The sequence below is a fragment of the Neobacillus sp. S1115 genome (assembly GCF_055385565.1).
The window spans coordinates 326985-346592 of sequence record NZ_AP038275.1 but is presented as its reverse complement, the minus strand read 5'-3'; the positions used below and the strand labels follow the sequence as shown (position 1 = coordinate 346592).

Annotated in this window: 18 protein-coding genes; 4 read left to right on the top strand and 14 right to left on the bottom strand. The window is 42.6% G+C overall.

The window, feature by feature from the left end; all coding sequences use genetic code 11:
* Positions 1 to 80: 80 nt before the first annotated feature.
* Positions 81 to 854 (top strand): ectoine/hydroxyectoine ABC transporter ATP-binding protein EhuA, encoded by a 774-nt coding sequence (gene ehuA / locus ACZ5B7_RS01830; RefSeq protein WP_464494416.1) that lies wholly within the window; start codon positions 81 to 83, stop codon positions 852 to 854.
* 188 nt (positions 855 to 1042) lie between these two features.
* A complete protein-coding gene (plsY, locus tag ACZ5B7_RS01825) occupies positions 1043 to 1669 on the top strand; it encodes a glycerol-3-phosphate 1-O-acyltransferase PlsY (RefSeq protein ID WP_464492391.1) in 627 nt (208 codons plus the stop codon).
* A gap of 123 nt (positions 1670 to 1792) precedes the next feature.
* On the opposite strand, the gene ACZ5B7_RS01820 is transcribed toward plsY, so the two are convergent.
* Positions 1793 to 2347, bottom strand: coding sequence for a thioredoxin family protein (locus tag ACZ5B7_RS01820; RefSeq protein ID WP_464494415.1), 555 nt, complete (start codon positions 2345 to 2347; stop codon positions 1793 to 1795).
* A 223-nt stretch (positions 2348 to 2570) separates the two neighbouring features.
* On the opposite strand from ACZ5B7_RS01820, the gene putP reads away from it, so the two are divergent.
* Complete coding sequence (gene putP / locus ACZ5B7_RS01815) at positions 2571 to 4049, top strand: sodium/proline symporter PutP (RefSeq protein WP_464492390.1); 1479 nt, start codon at positions 2571 to 2573, stop codon at positions 4047 to 4049.
* Positions 4050 to 4652: 603 nt separating this feature from the next.
* Here putP and ACZ5B7_RS01810 read toward each other — a convergent pair.
* Positions 4653 to 5186, bottom strand: a complete 534-nt coding sequence (locus ACZ5B7_RS01810; protein WP_464492389.1) for a DUF1697 domain-containing protein — start codon at positions 5184 to 5186, stop codon at positions 4653 to 4655.
* Between the two features lie 143 nt (positions 5187 to 5329).
* On the opposite strand from ACZ5B7_RS01810, the gene ACZ5B7_RS01805 reads away from it, so the two are divergent.
* Entirely contained in the window at positions 5330 to 5761 is a 432-nt protein-coding gene (locus ACZ5B7_RS01805) for a VOC family protein (protein ID WP_464492388.1), read from the top strand.
* Positions 5762 to 6570: 809 nt separating this feature from the next.
* Here ACZ5B7_RS01805 and ACZ5B7_RS01800 read toward each other — a convergent pair.
* The 12 genes from ACZ5B7_RS01800 to ACZ5B7_RS01745 form a co-directional block, all read right to left on the bottom strand.
* Complete coding sequence (locus ACZ5B7_RS01800; RefSeq protein ID WP_464494414.1) at positions 6571 to 7710, bottom strand: cation:proton antiporter; 1140 nt, start codon at positions 7708 to 7710, stop codon at positions 6571 to 6573.
* A 770-nt stretch (positions 7711 to 8480) separates the two neighbouring features.
* Positions 8481 to 9908, bottom strand: a complete 1428-nt coding sequence (gatB, locus tag ACZ5B7_RS01795) for an Asp-tRNA(Asn)/Glu-tRNA(Gln) amidotransferase subunit GatB (protein WP_423800482.1) — start codon at positions 9906 to 9908, stop codon at positions 8481 to 8483.
* 12 nt (positions 9909 to 9920) lie between these two features.
* On the bottom strand, positions 9921 to 11372 hold the full coding sequence (gene gatA / locus ACZ5B7_RS01790; protein WP_464492387.1) for an Asp-tRNA(Asn)/Glu-tRNA(Gln) amidotransferase subunit GatA: 1452 nt from the start codon (positions 11370 to 11372) through the stop codon (positions 9921 to 9923).
* Between the two features lie 13 nt (positions 11373 to 11385).
* On the bottom strand, positions 11386 to 11679 hold the full coding sequence (gene gatC, locus ACZ5B7_RS01785) for an Asp-tRNA(Asn)/Glu-tRNA(Gln) amidotransferase subunit GatC (protein ID WP_213120875.1): 294 nt from the start codon (positions 11677 to 11679) through the stop codon (positions 11386 to 11388).
* A 174-nt stretch (positions 11680 to 11853) separates the two neighbouring features.
* The gene (locus ACZ5B7_RS01780) at positions 11854 to 12510 is read right to left on the bottom strand and encodes a bifunctional 4-hydroxy-2-oxoglutarate aldolase/2-dehydro-3-deoxy-phosphogluconate aldolase (RefSeq protein WP_464492386.1); all 657 of its coding nucleotides are present in this window, start codon (positions 12508 to 12510) and stop codon (positions 11854 to 11856) included.
* Between the two features lie 21 nt (positions 12511 to 12531).
* Positions 12532 to 13473, bottom strand: a complete 942-nt coding sequence (locus tag ACZ5B7_RS01775; protein ID WP_464492385.1) for a sugar kinase — start codon at positions 13471 to 13473, stop codon at positions 12532 to 12534.
* Between the two features lie 18 nt (positions 13474 to 13491).
* Positions 13492 to 14640, bottom strand: a complete 1149-nt coding sequence (gene dgoD / locus ACZ5B7_RS01770; protein WP_464492384.1) for a galactonate dehydratase — start codon at positions 14638 to 14640, stop codon at positions 13492 to 13494.
* A gap of 52 nt (positions 14641 to 14692) precedes the next feature.
* Positions 14693 to 15514, bottom strand: a complete 822-nt coding sequence (locus tag ACZ5B7_RS01765; RefSeq protein ID WP_423800478.1) for a carbohydrate ABC transporter permease — start codon at positions 15512 to 15514, stop codon at positions 14693 to 14695.
* Positions 15511 to 16389: a carbohydrate ABC transporter permease gene (locus ACZ5B7_RS01760; RefSeq protein WP_423800477.1), complete on the bottom strand. Its 879-nt coding sequence runs from the start codon at positions 16387 to 16389 to the stop codon at positions 15511 to 15513. Before ACZ5B7_RS01760 ends, ACZ5B7_RS01765 begins: the two co-directional genes overlap by 4 nt.
* A 123-nt stretch (positions 16390 to 16512) precedes the next feature.
* Positions 16513 to 17835: an ABC transporter substrate-binding protein gene (locus tag ACZ5B7_RS01755; RefSeq protein ID WP_464492383.1), complete on the bottom strand. Its 1323-nt coding sequence runs from the start codon at positions 17833 to 17835 to the stop codon at positions 16513 to 16515.
* A gap of 290 nt (positions 17836 to 18125) precedes the next feature.
* Entirely contained in the window at positions 18126 to 18872 is a 747-nt protein-coding gene (locus ACZ5B7_RS01750) for an IclR family transcriptional regulator (RefSeq protein WP_464492382.1), read from the bottom strand.
* A 172-nt stretch (positions 18873 to 19044) separates the two neighbouring features.
* Positions 19045 to 19527 (bottom strand): VanZ family protein, encoded by a 483-nt coding sequence (locus ACZ5B7_RS01745; protein ID WP_464492381.1) that lies wholly within the window; start codon positions 19525 to 19527, stop codon positions 19045 to 19047.
* Between the last annotated feature and the right edge of the window lie 81 nt (positions 19528 to 19608).

Below are 19608 nucleotides of genomic sequence, written 5' to 3'. Positions count from 1 at the left end.
AAAGACACAGAAAGGATGAGATGATGAGTGTTCCAGAGAGGAAACTAGAATCGTCAAAAAAACTATTTCCAATAAAACAAATGAAAAATCCAATTGTTGCCTATGAAAATATCAAAAAAAATTATGGTGAGTTCGAAGTATTAAAAGGCCTAAACCTTAACATCTCTCCCGGTGAGAAAGTGGCTTTAATCGGCCCAAGCGGTTCAGGGAAAACCACGATTATCCGGATGCTAATGACACTAGAAAAACCCACTTCCGGTTTTATTAAAGTAGAAGGACAATATTTGTGGCACAAAGAACTAAATGGAGGATTGGTGCCAGCCACCGAAAAACATTTGCGTGAAATACGCCAGAATATTGGAATGGTGTTCCAACACTTTAACCTATTTCCCCACATGACCATTTTACGGAATGTCACAGAGGCACCCATTCATGTATTGGGATTACCAAAGGAAGAAGCACACCGAAGGGCGGTTGAAATGCTCGAAAAAGTCGGATTGGGTGACAAATTGGATGCCTACCCAGCCCAGCTTTCCGGCGGACAAAAGCAGCGGGTTGCGATTGCGAGAGCCGTTGTCATGCAACCAAAGGTGATGCTGTTTGATGAGGTTACTTCTGCACTTGACCCAGAGCTTGTGGGTGAGGTTCTACAGGTCATTAAGGAACTGGCAAAGGAAACGGATATGGCAATGATTTTGGTTACTCATGAAATGGACTTTGCCCGTGATGTCGCCGACCGAGTTGTCTTTCTTCACGACGGTCAAATTGAAGAAGAAGGAGCACCAAAGGAAATTTTCGAAAACCCTAAAAGTCCAAGATTAAAAACCTTCTTAAGCCGATTCTTGAAATCTTAATATCAATAAAAGGAGGGCGTCGGTCCTCCTTTTTTCTCAATTTACTAATCCCAACTTACAAATAGTACTCTTATCTATCATCGTCAAGAACACACTTGTTAATTTTCCAATTCATGATAGTTCGACAAAATACTTCCAATTATTTATGGTAGAATAAAAGAAAATTCTTCTAAAAGGGAATGATTGTTATGTTTTGGTGGCTGCTGCTTGCCTCCTACTTAATTGGAAGCATTCCAACTGCATTGATTATAGGAAGACTGGTCTATGGTATTGATATCCGTGACCATGGCAGTAAAAACCCCGGTGCTACCAACACGCTGAGAGTATTAGGTAAAAAGTCCGCGGTCTTCGTCCTCGTGATTGACCTGGCTAAAGGTGCGTTAGCGGCGGCACTTCCCTTCTATTTTCAGCTCAATGCAGAACCGCTTTACTTCGGCCTGGCAGCAGTGGTCGGCCATTGCTTTCCCATTTTCGCCGGTTTCCGCGGCGGCAAGGCCATTGCCACAACCGCCGGTGCTTTATTGGTTGCAAACCTGCCATTACTTGCAATCGCTTACGTCACGTTCTTTGCTGTTATCTTTTTGACGAAGTACGTGTTTTTCGGTTCCATATCTGTCGGGCTCAGCATGCTGATTTATGATTTGATTTCTCCGAAGATTGAATTTGAACTGATTTTTCTTTTATTCCTTTTCTTGTTAATTTATCTTCATCGTTCTAATATTCGCAACTTCATTCTTGGGATTGAGCCAAAGATTAATGACAAAAATTTAGGCAGGGACCGGATCCCTCCCAAAAATAGCGGAATTAAATTTTAAATCAAAACTCACCGATTGGCGAGTCCGTTAGGACGGTTCATGAGGCGTAGTTAAATTTATTCTTTCTTATTAGCTAAAAAAAGGGCCCCAAATCGACATTGTTTGTCGCCGGGGCCCTTCACTTTACTTCAATAGGACAGCCATGATGCTATTTGCAACCGTCTGCCAAATGGAGGCATCCGTTTGATAAGAGGCAGCTAGTTGCTTATACATAGCAAGCTGTTTTTCCTGAAAATCCTCTGCATCCTTTTCCGGCAGGGCAGCACGTTCTCTTTCCACCCTCGCCTGCACTTCCGGTGCGCGCGGACCCCAGACTCCGATTTCAGTTCCTTCTTGGTCGATAAAAATAAAGATTGGAATCGCCCTTGATGTACCATTGGTCAAGTATTGGTCCATCAATTCCAGATTTTGATCGCGCAGGACCATCCGTACGTCCATGTCCGCTGCCTCGGCAATTCTCAGCAATACCGGATTATTCAGCAGCGCATCCCCGCACCAATCCTCTGTCAAAACAATCGCCCTCAACTTCCGAGACTTTAGCGTTTCCAGCCTGGCTGTATCCTCTTCTTTTAAAGCAAACTTCTCATAGATAGAAAGCATTTGTTCCTTATTTCGAGTCATCGCGCCAATGTACTCATTGACCGACATTCCTTTTTCGAACCAATCATTTAAATTCATCATTTCCCAACCTTTCTTTTTCCTTTTATGATAAACATTTTAAATATGAATTACAAAAACACCGCTTATAGCTGGTTATCATATTATTCTAAAAATATTAATCATTATCTTAGTAAATCAATATTTTGGTAGTGGAATTTTATACAGCAAACAGATAAAATATAAATACTGCAGAAAATATTATTCTAAATATTTTCTGTTTTTAAAAAAAGGGGGTAAATATATGTCCAATGAAACTTTACAACTTGTTTCGATTGGAATTTACTTGGCCGCGATGCTGTTTATTGGCTGGTATTCCTATCGAAAAACAAGTAACCTTACTGATTACATGCTCGGAGGACGTTCTTTGGGTCCTGCTGTAACCGCTTTAAGTGCCGGTGCTGCCGACATGAGCGGATGGCTCTTAATGGGACTGCCTGGGGGAATTTATGTAACCGGTTTAGCCGATGCCTGGATTGCTATCGGTTTAACAATTGGTGCTTACCTAAACTGGTTATTAGTTGCACCGCGCCTTCGCTCTTATACGCAAGTAGCAAATGACTCCATCACAATTCCTAGCTATCTTGAAAACCGCTTTAAAGACAACACGAAATTGCTCCGCATTGTATCTGGTATTGTTATTCTTATTTTCTTTACTTTTTATGTTTCATCAGGAATGGTTTCAGGAGCAGTCTTTTTTGAAAATTCCTTCGGTACCAGCTATCATACCGGACTTTATATTGTTGGCGGCGTTGTTGTGGCCTACACCTTGTTTGGTGGATTCTTAGCCGTAAGCTATACTGACTTCATTCAAGGCTTAATGATGTTGGTCGCTTTACTTCTTATCCCTGCACTTGGGATTTTTAAAACAGGTGGCCCAGCAGAAACGTTTGATACGATTCGCGCAATCGATCCGACTCTACTTGACTTCTTTAAAGGAACTACTACTCTAGGAATTATTTCAGCAATGGCTTGGGGACTTGGCTACTTTGGCCAGCCGCATATCATTGTCCGCTTTATGGCCATCAAAACAGTTAAAGAAACAAAAAGTGCCCGCCGCATCGGTATGAGCTGGATGATTATCTCGCTGATCGGAACAATTTTTACCGGATTTATTGGACTTGCCTACTTCCACCAACATACTGAGAATGTGTTAAAAAACCCGGAAGCTGTCTTTATTACACTTAGCCAGATTTTATTCCACCCATTATTTGCAGGCTTTGCCCTAGCCGCAATTCTGGCAGCGATTATGAGTACAATTTCTTCCCAGTTGATTGTTACTTCCAGTGCACTGGTTGAGGATTTGTACAAAGTGGTCGTGAATAAAAAAGCATCTGATAAACATTTAGTTTTCTTAGGAAGAATGGCAGTACTTATCGTAGCTGTTGTTGCCGCTGCACTTGCCTTTAAGCAAAACAGCACCATCTTAGACCTTGTTGCTTATGCATGGGCTGGCTTCGGCGCCGCGTTCGGTCCTGTCATCCTGTTAAGCTTGTTCTGGAAAAAGATGACGAACTGGGGCGCCCTGTTTGGAATGATTGTAGGGGCTGTCACGGTTATCGTTTGGAAAAATACCGGACTTGGCGATACGCTGTATGAAATCGTCCCAGGCTTTGTTTTCAACCTTGTCGTATCTGTTGTTATCAGCATGATCACATATAAGAAAAATGATGTAGTTGAGAAAGAGTTTGAGGAAAGCGTACGGTTGTTGAAACAAGATTAGATTTATGAGGGAAACGCTCGGAATATTTGATCCGAGCGTTTTTTTTGCATTTTTATTGCAGATTGTGGGGCTTTCCCATTTAAGATAGAAAAACTTGCCGGGTTCGGTTGTATTTAGCTTTTATATACTACTCAATTCTTATCAAGTTCGTTGGTTTGAGCTCATATAGCCTTTATATGCTACTCAACTCTTATGGGGTTCGTTGGTTTGGGCTCATATGGCCTTTATATACTACTCAACTCTTATGGGGTTCGTTGGTTCGGGTTCATATAGCTTTTATATGCGACCGAACTCTTTTGGGGTTCATCGGTTCGAGCTCATATAGCTTTAATATGCGACCGAACTCTTTTGGATCTCGTTGGTTCGGGTTCATATAGCCTTTATATGCTACTCAACTCTTCTGGAGTTCGTTGGTTCGGGCTCATATAGCTTTTATATGCGACTGAACTCTTTTGGGGTTCATCGGTTCGAGCTCATATAGCCTTTATATGCAACCGAACTCTTATGGGGTTCATCGTTCGAGCTCATATAGCCTTTATATGCGACTGAACACATTGAAAAGAATACTGTTCCAGCCACAAAAAACACCAATGTTCTCAACCCTTATGCTTTTGCTAGGGAATCGAGTTTAACTACCGTCTTCCAGTTCCTCACGGTCGCAGGAACACCTAACTTCGGAAGCTGTTGGGCCAGCTTGGAGGTCCGAATGCTTTGACGGAGATACAAATAGACATCTTTCCCCTCTATTTTAAATTCATCCTTATTACTTTGGATGGAGCCCAATTGCTGAACACCCTCCTGTGAAGGTTGACCTGCCAAAAATGCCACTTGTATACTTTCTTCCTCTTTTAAAGACTCCGTCGGGAATGGGCATGTCCGAATGATTCGTTCAAAATCCTCCGCTGTCCTTAAAACAACTGGGACCGGAAATCCAAATTTCTTGGCGATTTCATCTTCCAACAGTTGGGTAAGCTTTTCCGGCTTCTCGTTTGATTCAAATAATACGTTCCCGCTTTGAATATAGGTTTTGACCTTTTTTAGCCCTAGCTCTTCCAATAGATTTTTTAAGTCTGCCATTTTGATAATATTGTGCCCGCCAACATTTATGCCTCTTAACAGTGCAATATAAATGGTCATAGTAAGCCCCTCACTTTTTCCCGCTTTTCTTTCAATCTTACCATTTCTTATCATAGATAAACGAATTGAAACTGGTGTGGGAAGGAGTTTTTTGGAAGTTTAGAGAAAAAATAAGTAATAAACATTTTTTGGAGGTTTTATTGATGATTCCACAACGAGTAAGCCTAGTTACTATTGGTGCCTATAATCTGCCTGCACTGCGTGCTTTTTATAAGTCTTTGGGCTGGGAGGAAACTGAGTTCAGTTCTGACCAGTATGCTGTATTTAAAACGGCTGGGGTACTTATTTCTCTGTTTCCTATTGAGGAGCTGGCGAAGGATGCCGGGATTGAGTTTGGAGGCTCTGCTGAACATTATCGACCTGTTACCTTGGCGATTAATGTGGACCATAAGGAACAGGTAGATGAAGTTATCGAAAAAATCCGCGCGGCAGGGGCCCGAATCTTAAGGGAGCCAAGTGATGCCTTTTGGGGCGGGCGGACAGCCTACTTCGCCGATCCCGAAAATAATCTTTGGGAAGTCGCCTGGAACCCAAGTTCCGTATTTGATGAGCGCGGTGCGATGATCTCTTTCTAATGTTTTGATTTATACTTTTCATAACTACATGGAATCTGGGCCTAGTCTACTTAGGGCTTTATGAACATATTATAACTCCCTGGCATCGAATTCCGGGCTCCTTCGGGCGTTGTGAAAATTTCATAACTACCTAGTCCTCAGGCTCAGCTGCCTTTCAGGTGTTATAAACCCTCCATAACTACCTGAGCCACGGTCCCGACTACCTTTCGGGAGTTATGAACCCTTCATAACTACCTGGGCCCCGGACTCGACTGCCTTTCGGGCGTTATAAACCCTTCATAACTACCTGAGCCTCGGGTTCTACTACCTTTCGGGCGTTATGAACCCTTCATAACTACCTGAGCCTCGGGCCCGACTGCCTTTCGGGCGTTATGAACCCTTCATAACTACCTGGGCCTCGGACTCAACTGCCTTTCGGGCGTTATAAACCCTTCATAACTACCTGAGCCACGGGTTCGACTACCTTTCGGGCGTTATAAACCCTTCATAACTACCTGAGCCATGGGTTCGTCTACCTTTCGGGCGTTATGAACCCTTCATAACTACCTGAGCCACGGGCTCGACTGCCTTTCGGGCGTTATAAACCCTTCATAACTACCTGAGCCATGGGTTCGTCTACCTTTCGGGCGTTATGAACCCTTCATAACTACCTGAGCCACGGGCCCGACTGCCTTTCGGGCGTTATGAACCCTTCATAACTACCTGGGCCACGGACTCGACTGCCTTTCGGGACTTATGAACCCTTCATAACTCCCTAAGCCACCGGCTCGACTGCCCCTAGGGCGTTATGAGCCCTTCCCTGCCATTATTTATCCAATGTTCTGCCTAGCCGCCCTCTTAAAAAATAATTTCATCATCGGCGGAGTAACCAATGTGGAGACCAAAGCCACAACAACAATTATGGCGAACATGTCCTGACTTAAAAGTTTGGTCTCCAACCCAATATCGGCAATAATCAATGCCACTTCGCCGCGCGATACCATCGCAGCACCAATTCCCAAAGCACTGCCCCAAGAAAATCCCGCTAAAACTGAACCAAGAGATGCACCAATTAATTTCGTTAAAATAGCTAAAATACTTAATAATACGATTGGAATAATGTTTTCACCAATGCCGCCGAACTGTGCGGTCACACCAATTGAGGTAAAGAACACTGGTACAAAGATGGAATAACTGATGGTTTCGACCTTTTCAAAGATTTCATGTTTGAAATCCGTTAAACTGATTGCCACACCTGCGATATAGGCCCCTATAATAGCCGCAACTCCTGTAAATTCCGCTAAATAAGCATAAACAAAGCAAATTATCAGAGCTGACGATATAACCGTTTCTGATTCCTTTAAAACAGAGAATCTTTTTAAAAATAACGGGACGACTGACCAGCCGATTAAAAGCGCCCCTGCGAAAAATGCCACCTTTTTTAAAATAACGGCAGTTAGATTCACGTCCCCGCCTGAGAGGCTCATTAAAAATGCTAACGCTATAATGACCACTACATCATCAATTACTGCCGCTCCCAAGATAGTAGTGCCTTCCCGGGTTTTTAGCTGATTCATTTCTTTTAACGCTTGTACAGAGATGCTGACGCTTGTTGCAGATAATACTAGCCCTAAAAACCAAGATTGTGGCGCTGACATTCCGAGTAAAATTCCAGCACCATAACCGAAGACAAGAGGGAATATTATCCCGCCAAACCCAACATACGTTGATGCTTTACCTGTCCTCTTAAATTCATCCAGATCCGTTTCCAATCCAGCGATAAACATAAGCAGGATCACGCCAATTTCACTGAATTCTGCTAAAGTTTCAGTTTCATTTACCAATCCCAATACTGAAGGCCCTAAAACAATTCCAATCAAAAGGGTGCCGAGTACGGATGGCTGACCAAGTCTGACACTTAGACTTCCAGCAACTTTAGAAGCAATTAAAATGATAGCCAACTGCAGAATTTACATATTACACTCCTCTCTCAATTGTTAGCATTTGTTTTAATCAAACCATAAATGCAACACTATTATAAGGCTTCTATCACCGACAATTTCTCACACTCCCCCCTGCTAATCAAACGTTTAATTAAATGATAATAATCCTTATTATTCAAGGATTCAGATAAAATTAACCTTAATTTCTTGTCGAAAACATGCGTCCCAATCAAACGTTTGATTAAATTCCATGAATACTGGTAAATCAATGTTTCCCTATGACTTGTTCAAAAAATAGTCGCCTTTTGGCAGATGGTACTTTCACATGTTCCTAAAACCCATTTAAATTTGACATTTCCATGTCAATTAAACGTTTAATTAAATAGCATTTAACACCTTTAAAAATAAGGATTAAATAAAAAAACACCTAAAAAATTTGCCAAAATACGCCTTCAATCAAACGTTTGATTAAATCACCATTTCTTCTTAGAAAAATAGCTTTTCTCTTTTACAAGGGCGGAATAATGTCGTATCACATACCTTGTATTTCATTTGAAAATCTCAAATCAACCCGAAAAATAAAGCATCTCGACTTATTTCCCATCCTTCGACACATAATCCCACTTTGCAACATCATCCAAACGTTTGGTTATTTTAACAAGAAAACCTTTTCAGCAAAGGATTTTTTCCCGGGAAATGGTGCAGCGATTGTCGAATATTGCCCCGACATTATCTGCAAAGAAACTCATTTACAGCATGCAAAAAACCGGCAGAAAAAATTCTACCGGCTTGCAAGCTTATCTCTTATTCAATTCCTGCACTAACAACTGATTCACCAATTGCGGGTTGGCTTGTCCCTTTGTCGCTTTCATGATTTGCCCAACAAGGAAGCCAGTGGCTTTTGCCTTACCGCCCTTGAAATCTTCAATCGATTTCGGATTGTTATCAAGAATTTCACCAATAATCTTCAAAAGCGTTCCTTCATCGGAAATTTGCACAAGCCCTTTATCTTTAACAATCTGCTCGGCATCTCCGCCGTTTTCGATTAACTCTTTAAAGACAGTCTTGGCAATCTTCGAGGATATTGTTCCATTATTAATCAACTTGATCATACCGGCTAGGCCTTCTGGCGTTAGCGGAACATCATGAAGTTCTTTGCCCTCGGCGTTCAAGTAGGCGGAAACCTCACCCATGATCCAGTTGGACGCCATTTTTGCATCAGCACCTGCTGCTACTGTCGCTTCGAAGAAATCAGCTGTTTCTTTAATTACAGTCAATACTTTTGCATCATAAACCGGGAGGCCAAGCTCTTCGATATAACGCTTTTGACGCTCATCTGGAAGCTCAGGAATTTCGGCACGAATCCGGGATTTCCAGTCTTCGTCAATATATAATTCGAGAAGGTCCGGTTCCGGGAAGTAACGATAATCATCGGAGCCTTCCTTTACCCTCATCAGAATAGTCGCACCAGTTGCCTCATCAAAGCGGCGTGTTTCCTGATCGATTTTTCCACCGCCCAAGACAACCTCGCGCTGACGTTTTTCTTCATATTCAAGTCCTTTTCGTACAAAATTGAACGAGTTCAGGTTTTTCAACTCTGTTTTTGTTCCAAATTCCTCTTGCCCGACTGGACGAATCGAAATATTGGCATCACAGCGAAGTGAGCCCTCTTCCATTTTACAATCGGAAACACCTGTATATTGGATAATGGACTTTAATTTTTCCAAATAGGCATAAGCTTCATTTGGAGTTCGAATATCCGGCTCAGAAACGATTTCAATCAGCGGCGTTCCTTGACGGTTAATGTCCACTAATGAATAGCCTTTTTCATGGTTCAGCTTGCCGGCATCCTCTTCCAGATGAATCCGGGTTATGCCAATCCGTTTTGTATAACCGTCCACTTCAATTTCAATCCAGCCATGCTCGCCGATTGGCTGGTCAAATTGCGAGATTTGGTATGCCTTCGGGTTGTCTGGATAAAAATAGTTTTTCCTGTCAAACTTCGTATGCGTGGCAACTTGGCAATTCAGCGCCATTGCTGCTTTCATCCCATAATCGACTACCTTTTTGTTCAGAACAGGCAGCACCCCTGGGTAACCAAGGTCGATGACAGTTGTATTTGTATTCGGCTCAGCACCAAAGTGGTTTGGGCTGGACGAGAAGATTTTTGATTCTGTTTTTAGCTCTACATGGACCTCAAGTCCAATCACTGTTTCGAATTCCATTCTATTCACCCCCTACAATTGCGGCTTCTTTTTATGATGGTCGGTTGCCTGCTCGAACGCATGGGCAACACGATAAATAGTTGCTTCGTCAAAATGCTTGCCAATAATTTGCAGTCCTAACGGCAGTCCGCCTTCAAAGCCGCATGGAACTGAGATTCCCGGCACACCGGCAAGGTTCATTGGTATTGTCAGAATATCGTTCACATACATCGTTAACGGATCATCAATTTTTTCACCAATTTTAAAAGCAGGAGTTGGCGTAGTTGGCCCTATGATAACATCATATTTTTCAAAGACCTGCTCAAAATCCTGTTTAATCAATGTACGTACCTTTTGCGCCTTTTTATAGTAGGCATCATAGTAACCGGAGCTTAGCGCAAAGGTTCCGAGCATAATCCGGCGCTTTACCTCATCACCGAAGCCTTCTGCCCGTGTCTTCTTATATAAATCAAGTAAATTCTCTGCATCAGGTGTTCGGTAACCGTAGCGGACACCATCGAAGCGGGCCAGGTTGGCAGATGCTTCTGATGAAGAAATTAAATAATAGGCTGCCAATGCGTACTTGGAATGCGGAAGAGAAACTTCTTCCCAAACCGCGCCAAGACCTTCAAGCACCTTTAGTGCATCCAATACAGATTGCCGGACAGATTCTTGTACCCCTTCGCCAAGATACTCCTTCGGTACAGCGATTTTTAGACCCTTCACATCGCCTGTTAAGGCTCCAGCAAAGTTTGGAACGTCCACGTTTGCTGAAGTGGAATCCATTGGGTCTAGTCCGGAAATGGCTTGTAATAAATAGGCATTATCCTCGACTGTCCGTGTGATTGGACCGATTTGATCAAGCGATGACGCAAAAGCGACAAGCCCAAAGCGGGAAACCCGGCCATAGGTTGGCTTCATGCCGACAACGCCGCAAAAAGCAGCTGGCTGACGGATCGAGCCGCCTGTATCGGAACCAAGGGAAAATAGCACTTCTCCAGCTGCAACGGATGCCGCTGAACCGCCTGAAGAACCGCCTGGGACCCGGTCAAGATTCCATGGATTCCGCGTCTTTTGGAAGCGGGAATTCTCGTTGGAAGATCCCATCGCGAACTCGTCCATGTTTAACTTACCGATTGTTACTGTTTCTGCCTGCTGTAGCTTTTGAACAGCTGTTGCGTCATAGATTGGGTTAAAGTTTTCAAGTATTTTGCTGGCACAGGTTGTCCGAAGACCTTTTGTGACGATATTGTCTTTCACGCCGATTGGCATGCCGTAAAGCAACCCTTTTGTGGCATCCAGATTGTCATCCAGGGCCTTTGCCGCTTGTCTGGCACGCTCTTCATCCAATGTTAAAAACGCCTGAACCTTGTCCTCGACCTCAGCAATCCGCTTATAGGATGCATCAACAAGATCGGAGACCTTCAGTTCTTTTTTATGTAAAAGCTCATGAAGATCTGAAACTTTATGGTCAAATAAACTCACACTAATAATCCTCCTACTCCCCTAAAATAGATGGCACTTTGAATTGGCCGTCCTGATGCTCCGGCGCATTTTTCAATACTTCCTCACGCGGCAACCCTTGCTTTGGGATATCCTCGCGGAGAACATTTTTCATATCAAGCACATGGTATGTAGGAGCCACATTGTCCGTATCCAGTTCATTTAACTGTTCAGCAAATGTGATGATGGCATCAAGCTGCTTGGTGAACTTTTCTGCCTCATCCTCGGTAATCGCAAGACGCGCCAAATTGGCCACGTGCTTCACCTGGTCGGTTGAAATTCGCGACATGTCTAAGTTACCTCCGATTATTGTCATTTAATATTGATGATACCAAACTTTTTCGCTTTACCGCAATGATTACTCTTTAAGTATGGACAAGAGTTTTTAATTTTAGTTCAATTCGGACATTGAAAGTGCCTTTCCAAAAAGAAAAAGCACCCTATTCAGGCGATGGGTGCCTTGTTATTTGATCAAGTTACGTGCAGCTCGTACTGCCTCAACATATGCAGTTGCTTTTTCTTTTAGTTCGCTGAAGTTGCGTTCTTCTATTAATTTAGAATTGACCAGGCTCCCTCCGATTCCACAAGCTACTGCGCCGGCTTTAATATAGGACTCAATATTTTCTAACGAGACGCCGCCTGTTGGAATGACAGGAATGTGAGGAAACGGAGCCCCGACATCCTTAATATACTTTGGTCCAAGATTCCCAGCTGGGAAAACCTTCACTGCATCCGCGCCCCATTCAACAGCTTGAATCATTTCAGTCGGGGTCATCACACCTGGAATCGCTATTTTGCCATAACGCAGTGCCGTTCTAATCACCTCTTCAGAAAGGCTAGGGCTAAAGACAAAATCTGCACCTGCCGAGATGGCACGCTGAGCGGATTCACGGTCAATAACCGTTCCCGCTCCGATAAGAGCTTGACCTTTAAACATCTGCGAGTATGTTTCAATTGTTCGGTATGCATGTGGTGAATCTACAGTCACTTCGAGTGCCGTCACTCCGCCCTCGACAAGGCTTTCAATCACCTGTCCGACGATTTCCTCGGGCACCCTGCGGATGACTGCGATAATGCCGCTTTCGACCAATTTCTGCAGCAGCTGAACTTTCGGTATCATTAAAATCTCTCCTTCCGACAACTATCTCAAGATTTCTTCTGAACGGTCGGGAGCGATTTCAGCCCAATATGGATAACCCTCCACATCACCCGCCACCGTTACAGCAGAAGCGCCTACCCGGTTTCCAAGGGATACGGCATTCCTATAGGACCAGCCGCGAAGCAAGCCCGATATGAAGCCGGCAGCAAACCCATCGCCAGCACCAACAGTGTCGACTACCTTCTCAACTCTGTACCCGTCGACGTATTCCTCCTTGTCCCCATCATTGTAATAGGCACCGGTATCCCCAAGCTTCACAACAACCGCTTTTGATCCATTTTTAATTAATCGCTCAGCTATTTTCTCCGGTGTTTTTTCTCCTGTAAGAATCAGACCTTCTTCAATACCCGGCAAAACGATATCGCATTTACCGGCAATATCCATTAACACTTCACGCGCTTCTTCCTTTGACCAAAGCTTCAGGCGAATATTCGGGTCGAAAACAATCTTCACCTTATTTCGTTTGGCTGCATCAATCGCATGATAGACAAGCTCTCTGCAGGATGGACTTAACGCCGGTGTGATGCCTGAAATATGAAGGATTTTCGCTTTGGCAATTTCACTTTCCTGCAAATGGGCTTTTCCCATTCTGCTTGCCGCCGATCCTGCCCGGAAATAGCTTACTTTCGGATCTCTTCCATCTTGCCGTTCCTTAAAAAATACACCTGTCGGGGAGGCAGGGTCAAAGGTTACCAAACTGGTATCAACCCCTTCTCCGCGAATAAAGTTACGGATGTAAAGTCCAAATTCATCATTTCCGAGACGGCTCGCCCAGCTTACCCTATGCCCAAGTCTGGCAAGAGCGATGGCCACATTTGACTCAGCTCCGCCGATGGTCTTTTCAAATTCGTTGACATATCTTAGCGGCCCTGCTTTTGAGGGGTTTAAAAGGACCATAGTTTCACCAAAAGTAAGAACCTCCATTATTTATCCCCCTTACTTTTACCACTCTGCAACGCTGCCGTCTTTATTGCGCCAGATTGGATTTTTCCAATCGTGGCCAACCTTAGCCATTTCCTTTACATGCTCTTCATCTACCTCGATGCCTAAGCCTGGGCCCTCCAGTATCTTCACATAGCCATTTTCATATTTGAATACTGAACGATCCTTAACGTAATCAAGCAAATCACTGCCTTGATTATAATGAATTCCTAAGCTTTGCTCCTGAATAATTGCATTTGGCGTACAGAAATCCACCTGTAAGCATGAAGCTAAAGCAATTGGACCAAGCGGACAATGCGGAGCAACAGCAACATCAAAGGCTTCCGCCATAGCCGCGATTTTCTTCATCTCGAGAATTCCGCCAGCGTGCGAAACATCCGGCTGGATAATATCAACATATCCATCCATCAAGAGCTGCTTAAAGCCCCAGCGTGTATACTGTCTTTCGCCAGTCGCGATTGGCGTTGATGTATATCGGGCGATTTCCCGTAATGCCTCATTATTTTCCGGAAGGACTGGTTCTTCAATAAACATTGGTCGATACGGCTCTAATTCTTTGGCAAGGATTTTGGCCATTGTCTTATGGACACGTCCGTGGAAGTCAATGCCGATACCCACGTCTTTACCGACTACTTCACGCACAGCGGCAATCCGGTTAAGGACACTTTCCACACTTGAGAAGTTGTCGATATAGTCCATTTCTTCAGTGGCGTTCATTTTCACTGCTGTAAAGCCGGCATCAATCTTTTCCTTAGCCGCGCTGGCTACATCGCTTGGACGGTCGCCGCCGATCCATGAGTAGACGCGGATTTTATCACGTGCCGCCCCGCCAAGCATTTCATAAACAGGCATATTGTAGAATTTTCCTTTTATGTCCCACAGTGCCTGCTCAATTCCCGAAATGGCACTCATCATGATTGGACCGCCGCGATAAAATCCTCCACGGTACATCACCTGGAAAAGATCTTCAATTTTCCGTGGGTCCTGACCGATTAAATAGTCACTAAGTTCCTTTACACAAGCCTCTACCGTGCTCGCCCGGCCTTCGACGATAGGCTCGCCCCAGCCTTCTAAGCCGTTATCCGTTTCAATTTTTAGAAAAAGCCAGCGTGGAGGAACTTTGTATAATGTTAGATTCGTGATTTTCATAGTAAATTCGCCTCGTTTATATTATTTTTAAATCACGCATTTGCTAAGACTATTAACCTTTCACACTTCCGCCTGTTAATCCTGCAATGATATATCGTTGGGCAAATAGTGCGATGACTAGTACAGGTGCCGTAATGATGACAGATGCCGCCATCAGACCGCCCCAGTTAATTTCCGAATAGGATAGGAAATTAAAGATGGCAATCGGTAAGGTCTTCGTGTTATCGCCTGCTAAAATCAGTGAAAACATAAAGTTATTCCACGAGAAGATGAACGCCAAAATAGATGATGTCACAATCCCCGGTCCTGAGATTGGCAGCATAACTTTGACAAACGCCCCTGGAATAGAACAGCCATCTACACGTGCTGATTCCTCAAGCTCATGCGGAAGCCCTTCAAAAAACGGAATCATAACCCAGATAATAAACGGCATGGTGACAAGCATATGGCTTAGGATTAGCGACGTGTATGTGTCAATTAATTGCAGTTTTGAAAAGATAATAAACCATGGGATAAGGAAAGAAATTCCCGGTACAATCCTTGCTACAAGAATTAAAAGACCAAAGCCCTGCTGCTTGAATTTTGCAATTGAATAAGCGGCAGGAAGGCCAAGGATGAGCCCAAATAGGGTCGCCCCTGCTGCAACGACAAAGCTGTTCCATATAAAACTAAGAAAGTTATATTCTTTAAAAACATTAATATAGTTATTAAAGTTTGCTGTAATTTCAAAGATTTTATTGGTATTAAGAATTTGTACTTGTGTTTTAAATGAAGCGAGCAACATCCACAGGAACGGGAGTAAGAACAAAAATAGTACAAAATAAACGCCGAAATGGGTGAAAATGGATTTAATCGGACTTCGTTTTTCACTCATAGCTGTACACCCGCCCTTTTCCGTAAAAGAATCGTGAAAATACTAATCGATAGAACGATGATAAAGAAGATCATCAATAATGCGGAAGCTTGACCAATCTTGAAGTATTGGAAGCCTAACACGTACCCGTAAATGTTGGTCGTTTGGGATGAAGTCCCCGGTCCGCCCTGAGTAGTAGCATAAATAATGTCAAATGTTTTTAACGCGTCAATCATCCTTAATAAAACAGCGGAATATAGCGTCGGTTTTAACAACGGAAGCGTAATTTTTGTAAACGACTGCCAAGGAGTCGCCCCGTCAATCATCGCTGCTTCGTAAGGATCCTTCGGCAGGGAAACAAGACCTGCTAGAACGATTAAGGCGATCATCGGGGTCCATTCCCAAACATCAATAAAAATTAACGAAGGCATAACGAGACTTTGTGAGGTTAACCATTCCTGACCCGGAATTCCAAGTTTGCTTAAGAATATGTTAAGAATCCCAATATTCGGTTCATAAATTAGGACCCAAATTAAACCGACAGCAACTGGAGTTGCTACCATTGGGAGCAGGAATAAGGTTTTGACAACGCCTTTTCCAACGATATTCTGATTCATAAGAATCGCAATTCCAACCCCTAATACCGTTTCAATCAACACAGCTACAATTGTAAAATAGAACATTAACCAAAGTGATTTAAGAAAAAGTTCATCTTTAAATAATGCGATATAATTATCCAAAGCCACCCATAACGGAGGAGTCACATTGGACATGCTCCACTCATGAAAACTCAGCCAAAACGTATAGCCCACAGGCATGACCATCATTAATCCTACAAAAAGCACAGCCGGCAAGGTAAAAACCCACTTGATGTGACGGTCAATCCAATTTGTCATTCTTTTGTTCCTCCCGGAAAAGATTATGTTTTGTTAAAACAAACGGCTTTCGGGCATGATCCAGTATTACAACCTAGATTGCTGACCGAAAGCCGATTAAAAATTTGTGCTAATTAGAACGGATTACTTCTCACTGTCAAGAATCTTTTGGAATTCTCCGTCTGCCTTTTCTGCAGCAGCCTTAACATCCTTGCCTTCGATACCAGCAATGATGATATCGCCGATGGAATCACGTGCGCTTCCTACGTTGATTACCACTGGACGGTCATAAGAAGTACCAGCTTTACCATTTTCAGCAATCGCTGCCGCTAAATCTTTCGGGAATTTAGCAGTTCCTTCTGCAGACTCCCAAACAGAAATACGTGCACCAGGATTTCCTTCAGCTTGAAGCTTCGTAACCATTTCTTTGCTTTCTACCCACTTAATGAATTCCCATGCCGCTTCTTTCTTCTCAGAGTTAGCGCCAATACCAAGTGCCCAAGATGTTACGTTGTATGGCTTAGAACCATTAGCACCAGCTGGGAACGGAGCAAAACCAACTTTGTCAGCCACAGCAGATTTTGATGGATCAGTTGCGTTTGTGAACAAGGAAGATGCATCTGTATAGAAAGCAGCTTTTCCTTGAGTGAACACAGCCATTGCCTCAGGCCAGCTCATGTTTAAAGTACCTTTAGGGCCATATTTGTTTAATAGGTTTCCATAATATTCAAATGCTTTTAATGCCTCAGGTGAAGTAAGGGCGGATTTTCCATCCTTCATAAAGTCTCCGCCAAAACCATATAGGAAGCTGGAGAACTGTGTAACTGCAGCAGCACGTTTACCACGGGCAACAAATCCAGCAACGCCATTTGCAGGGTCGTTTAACTTTTTAGCCGCTGCTTCAAGCTCTTCTAATGTCTTTGGAACTTCGATGCCGGCTTTTTCTAACAGATCTTTACGGTAGTAAAGAACTTCCGTCTCTGTTACAAGGGGTAATCCAAAGTATTTTTTGTCTTGTTGCACGCTTCCTAGGGAAGAAGGAATAAAATCCTTTGTATAGTCTTGTTCTTTAGAAATATAACCAGTCATGTCTGCAAAGTAACCGCTCTTATGGAACATCTTACCGTCTTGAAGCGGACGGAACATAACAACGTCGATGTTCTTAGAGTTAGAGGCAAACTCAACGGAAGTTTTTTGTGTTAATTGGTCTTCAAAATAGCTGTCAATCTTTACTTTAATGCCAGTCTCTTTCTCAAACTCTGGCAATTGTGCCTTAATTGCTTCTGTCCAAGGATGGTTAGCAGCAACCAAGCGGATTTCTTGAACCTTTTTCTCAGTGTTCTTCTCAGGCGCCTTTGAGGTGTCAGAGGAATTCGAACCGCTGCAGCCAGCTAGTGCAGAGCTAAGACCAACGGCTAAAGCAAGAACACCAGCAGCTTTTTTAAAACCTACTAAACTCTTTTTCATAATTTTCCCCCTTGCTGTTATTTTCACAAAAGTGATAACGGTTTCATTTTATACTGTAGACCTATAACACATATTAAAAAATAGTTTGGTAGAATAATGAAATTAATAAATTCCCTTGCATGAAATTTTCCTTAAGTACCCACATTACACGATTGTTGCCTTAGCGTTTTAAAGCGTTTTCAAAAAAACTATAGATAATCAGCTTTTTTATATAATGAATAGAATCATAATGACCCTTTTCCTACATGCAAGTCCCCCTTTCAAAGGGATAATAAAATTTAGCATTGTGGTTATCTGTACCCAATACTGTCAGATATTTTCATTGAGGTATGGAGCAAGTTTTCCACAATTCGTTCTTTATTTTTTAACATTCTTTCTTTAGGACCTGCTACGCTAATTGCGGCCTGAATCGTACATTCTACCCCATATATAGGAGCAGCCAGACAATATAACCCCTCTTCATTCTCTTCATCATCAATGGCATAGCCAAGACTTGCGAACATTTCCAGTTGCACTTTGAGAGATGTTTTGTCAGTTATCGTCTTTGGTGTAATAGGCTGCAATATTAGGTTTCTGATAATTTCCTCCTGTTGCTTATCCGAGAGAAAGGTTAAGAAGGCTTTTCCTAATCCCGTGCAATACAATGGCTTGCTTTTTCCTGGTTCCGCTGTTGTACGAATGGATCGATTGCTGTTGATCTTCGCCACATAGATAAGTTCAGAATCTGATAAAACAGCCATAAAGACGGTTTCCTGTACCTCTTCCATTAGTTTTTTTAGAAAAGGCAAGCCTTGGGCAGCAACATCGAGACAATTCATCGCTATGCTTCCAAGGGGTATAAGCTTTGGTCCAAGCCTATACTTTTTTGAATAATCGACCGTCAAATAGTTTGCTTGAAATAATGTCTCAATCAAACCTGATGTACTGCTCTGCGGAAAAACAAGTGTCTCGCTTATTTCTTTGATTGTTAATCCCTCTGGGTGCTGTGCAAGCAACTCAAACACTTTTAACACGCGTTCTGCCGATTTAACAGCCATCTCCGATCCTCCTCGGAATCACATATGTGATTTTAAATCATGTATGTGATTTCATTACCCATATTACTACAGGATGTAAACCCTTACAACACATTTTTTTCTGATAAACTAAAAAATCTGCAATTTTTTAAAAAACGTTGCAGATTTCAACATAATTTCGGTTCAGTTTGCCTTATTTTTTTATTTTCCTTTTGGGGCGGGAAAAAAACTGCAAAATTTTAAACGGGATAAAGCCCAAAATTCCGCCAAAGGTATTTAAGATCAAATCATCCACATCGAAGCTGCCAAATTCGAACACCAACTGCAGTATTTCATAGGATAGACTTAAACTGAACGCGGCTAGCATGACGGTTCTAAGTTTTTGAAACTTTTTTGCCAAGAGTGGTAAGATAAAGCCAAGCGGGATAAAGCCAACCACGTTTCCAGCTAGATTCTTCACCCGAATATCGAAATTGACATCGGCTATATACAAATAAAAATTAATGGTTTTAAAGGGAACAAAATTGTTTGAGCGCCAGTGGTATCCGTCATAGGTGAAATTAAAATGATTGATAATCTGAGATAGCGGGATATATTTAAATAATACGAGTTTTGTAAGAATGGCCAGATAAAAGCAAAGTACTAAAAACAAAAATAGTTTTTTTATTAGGTTCATGTTTTTTGCTGCTCCATTTAATTAATAAACTAACCATATCATATTTTAAAAATCATCGGGTTTTTATACAAGAAATATTTC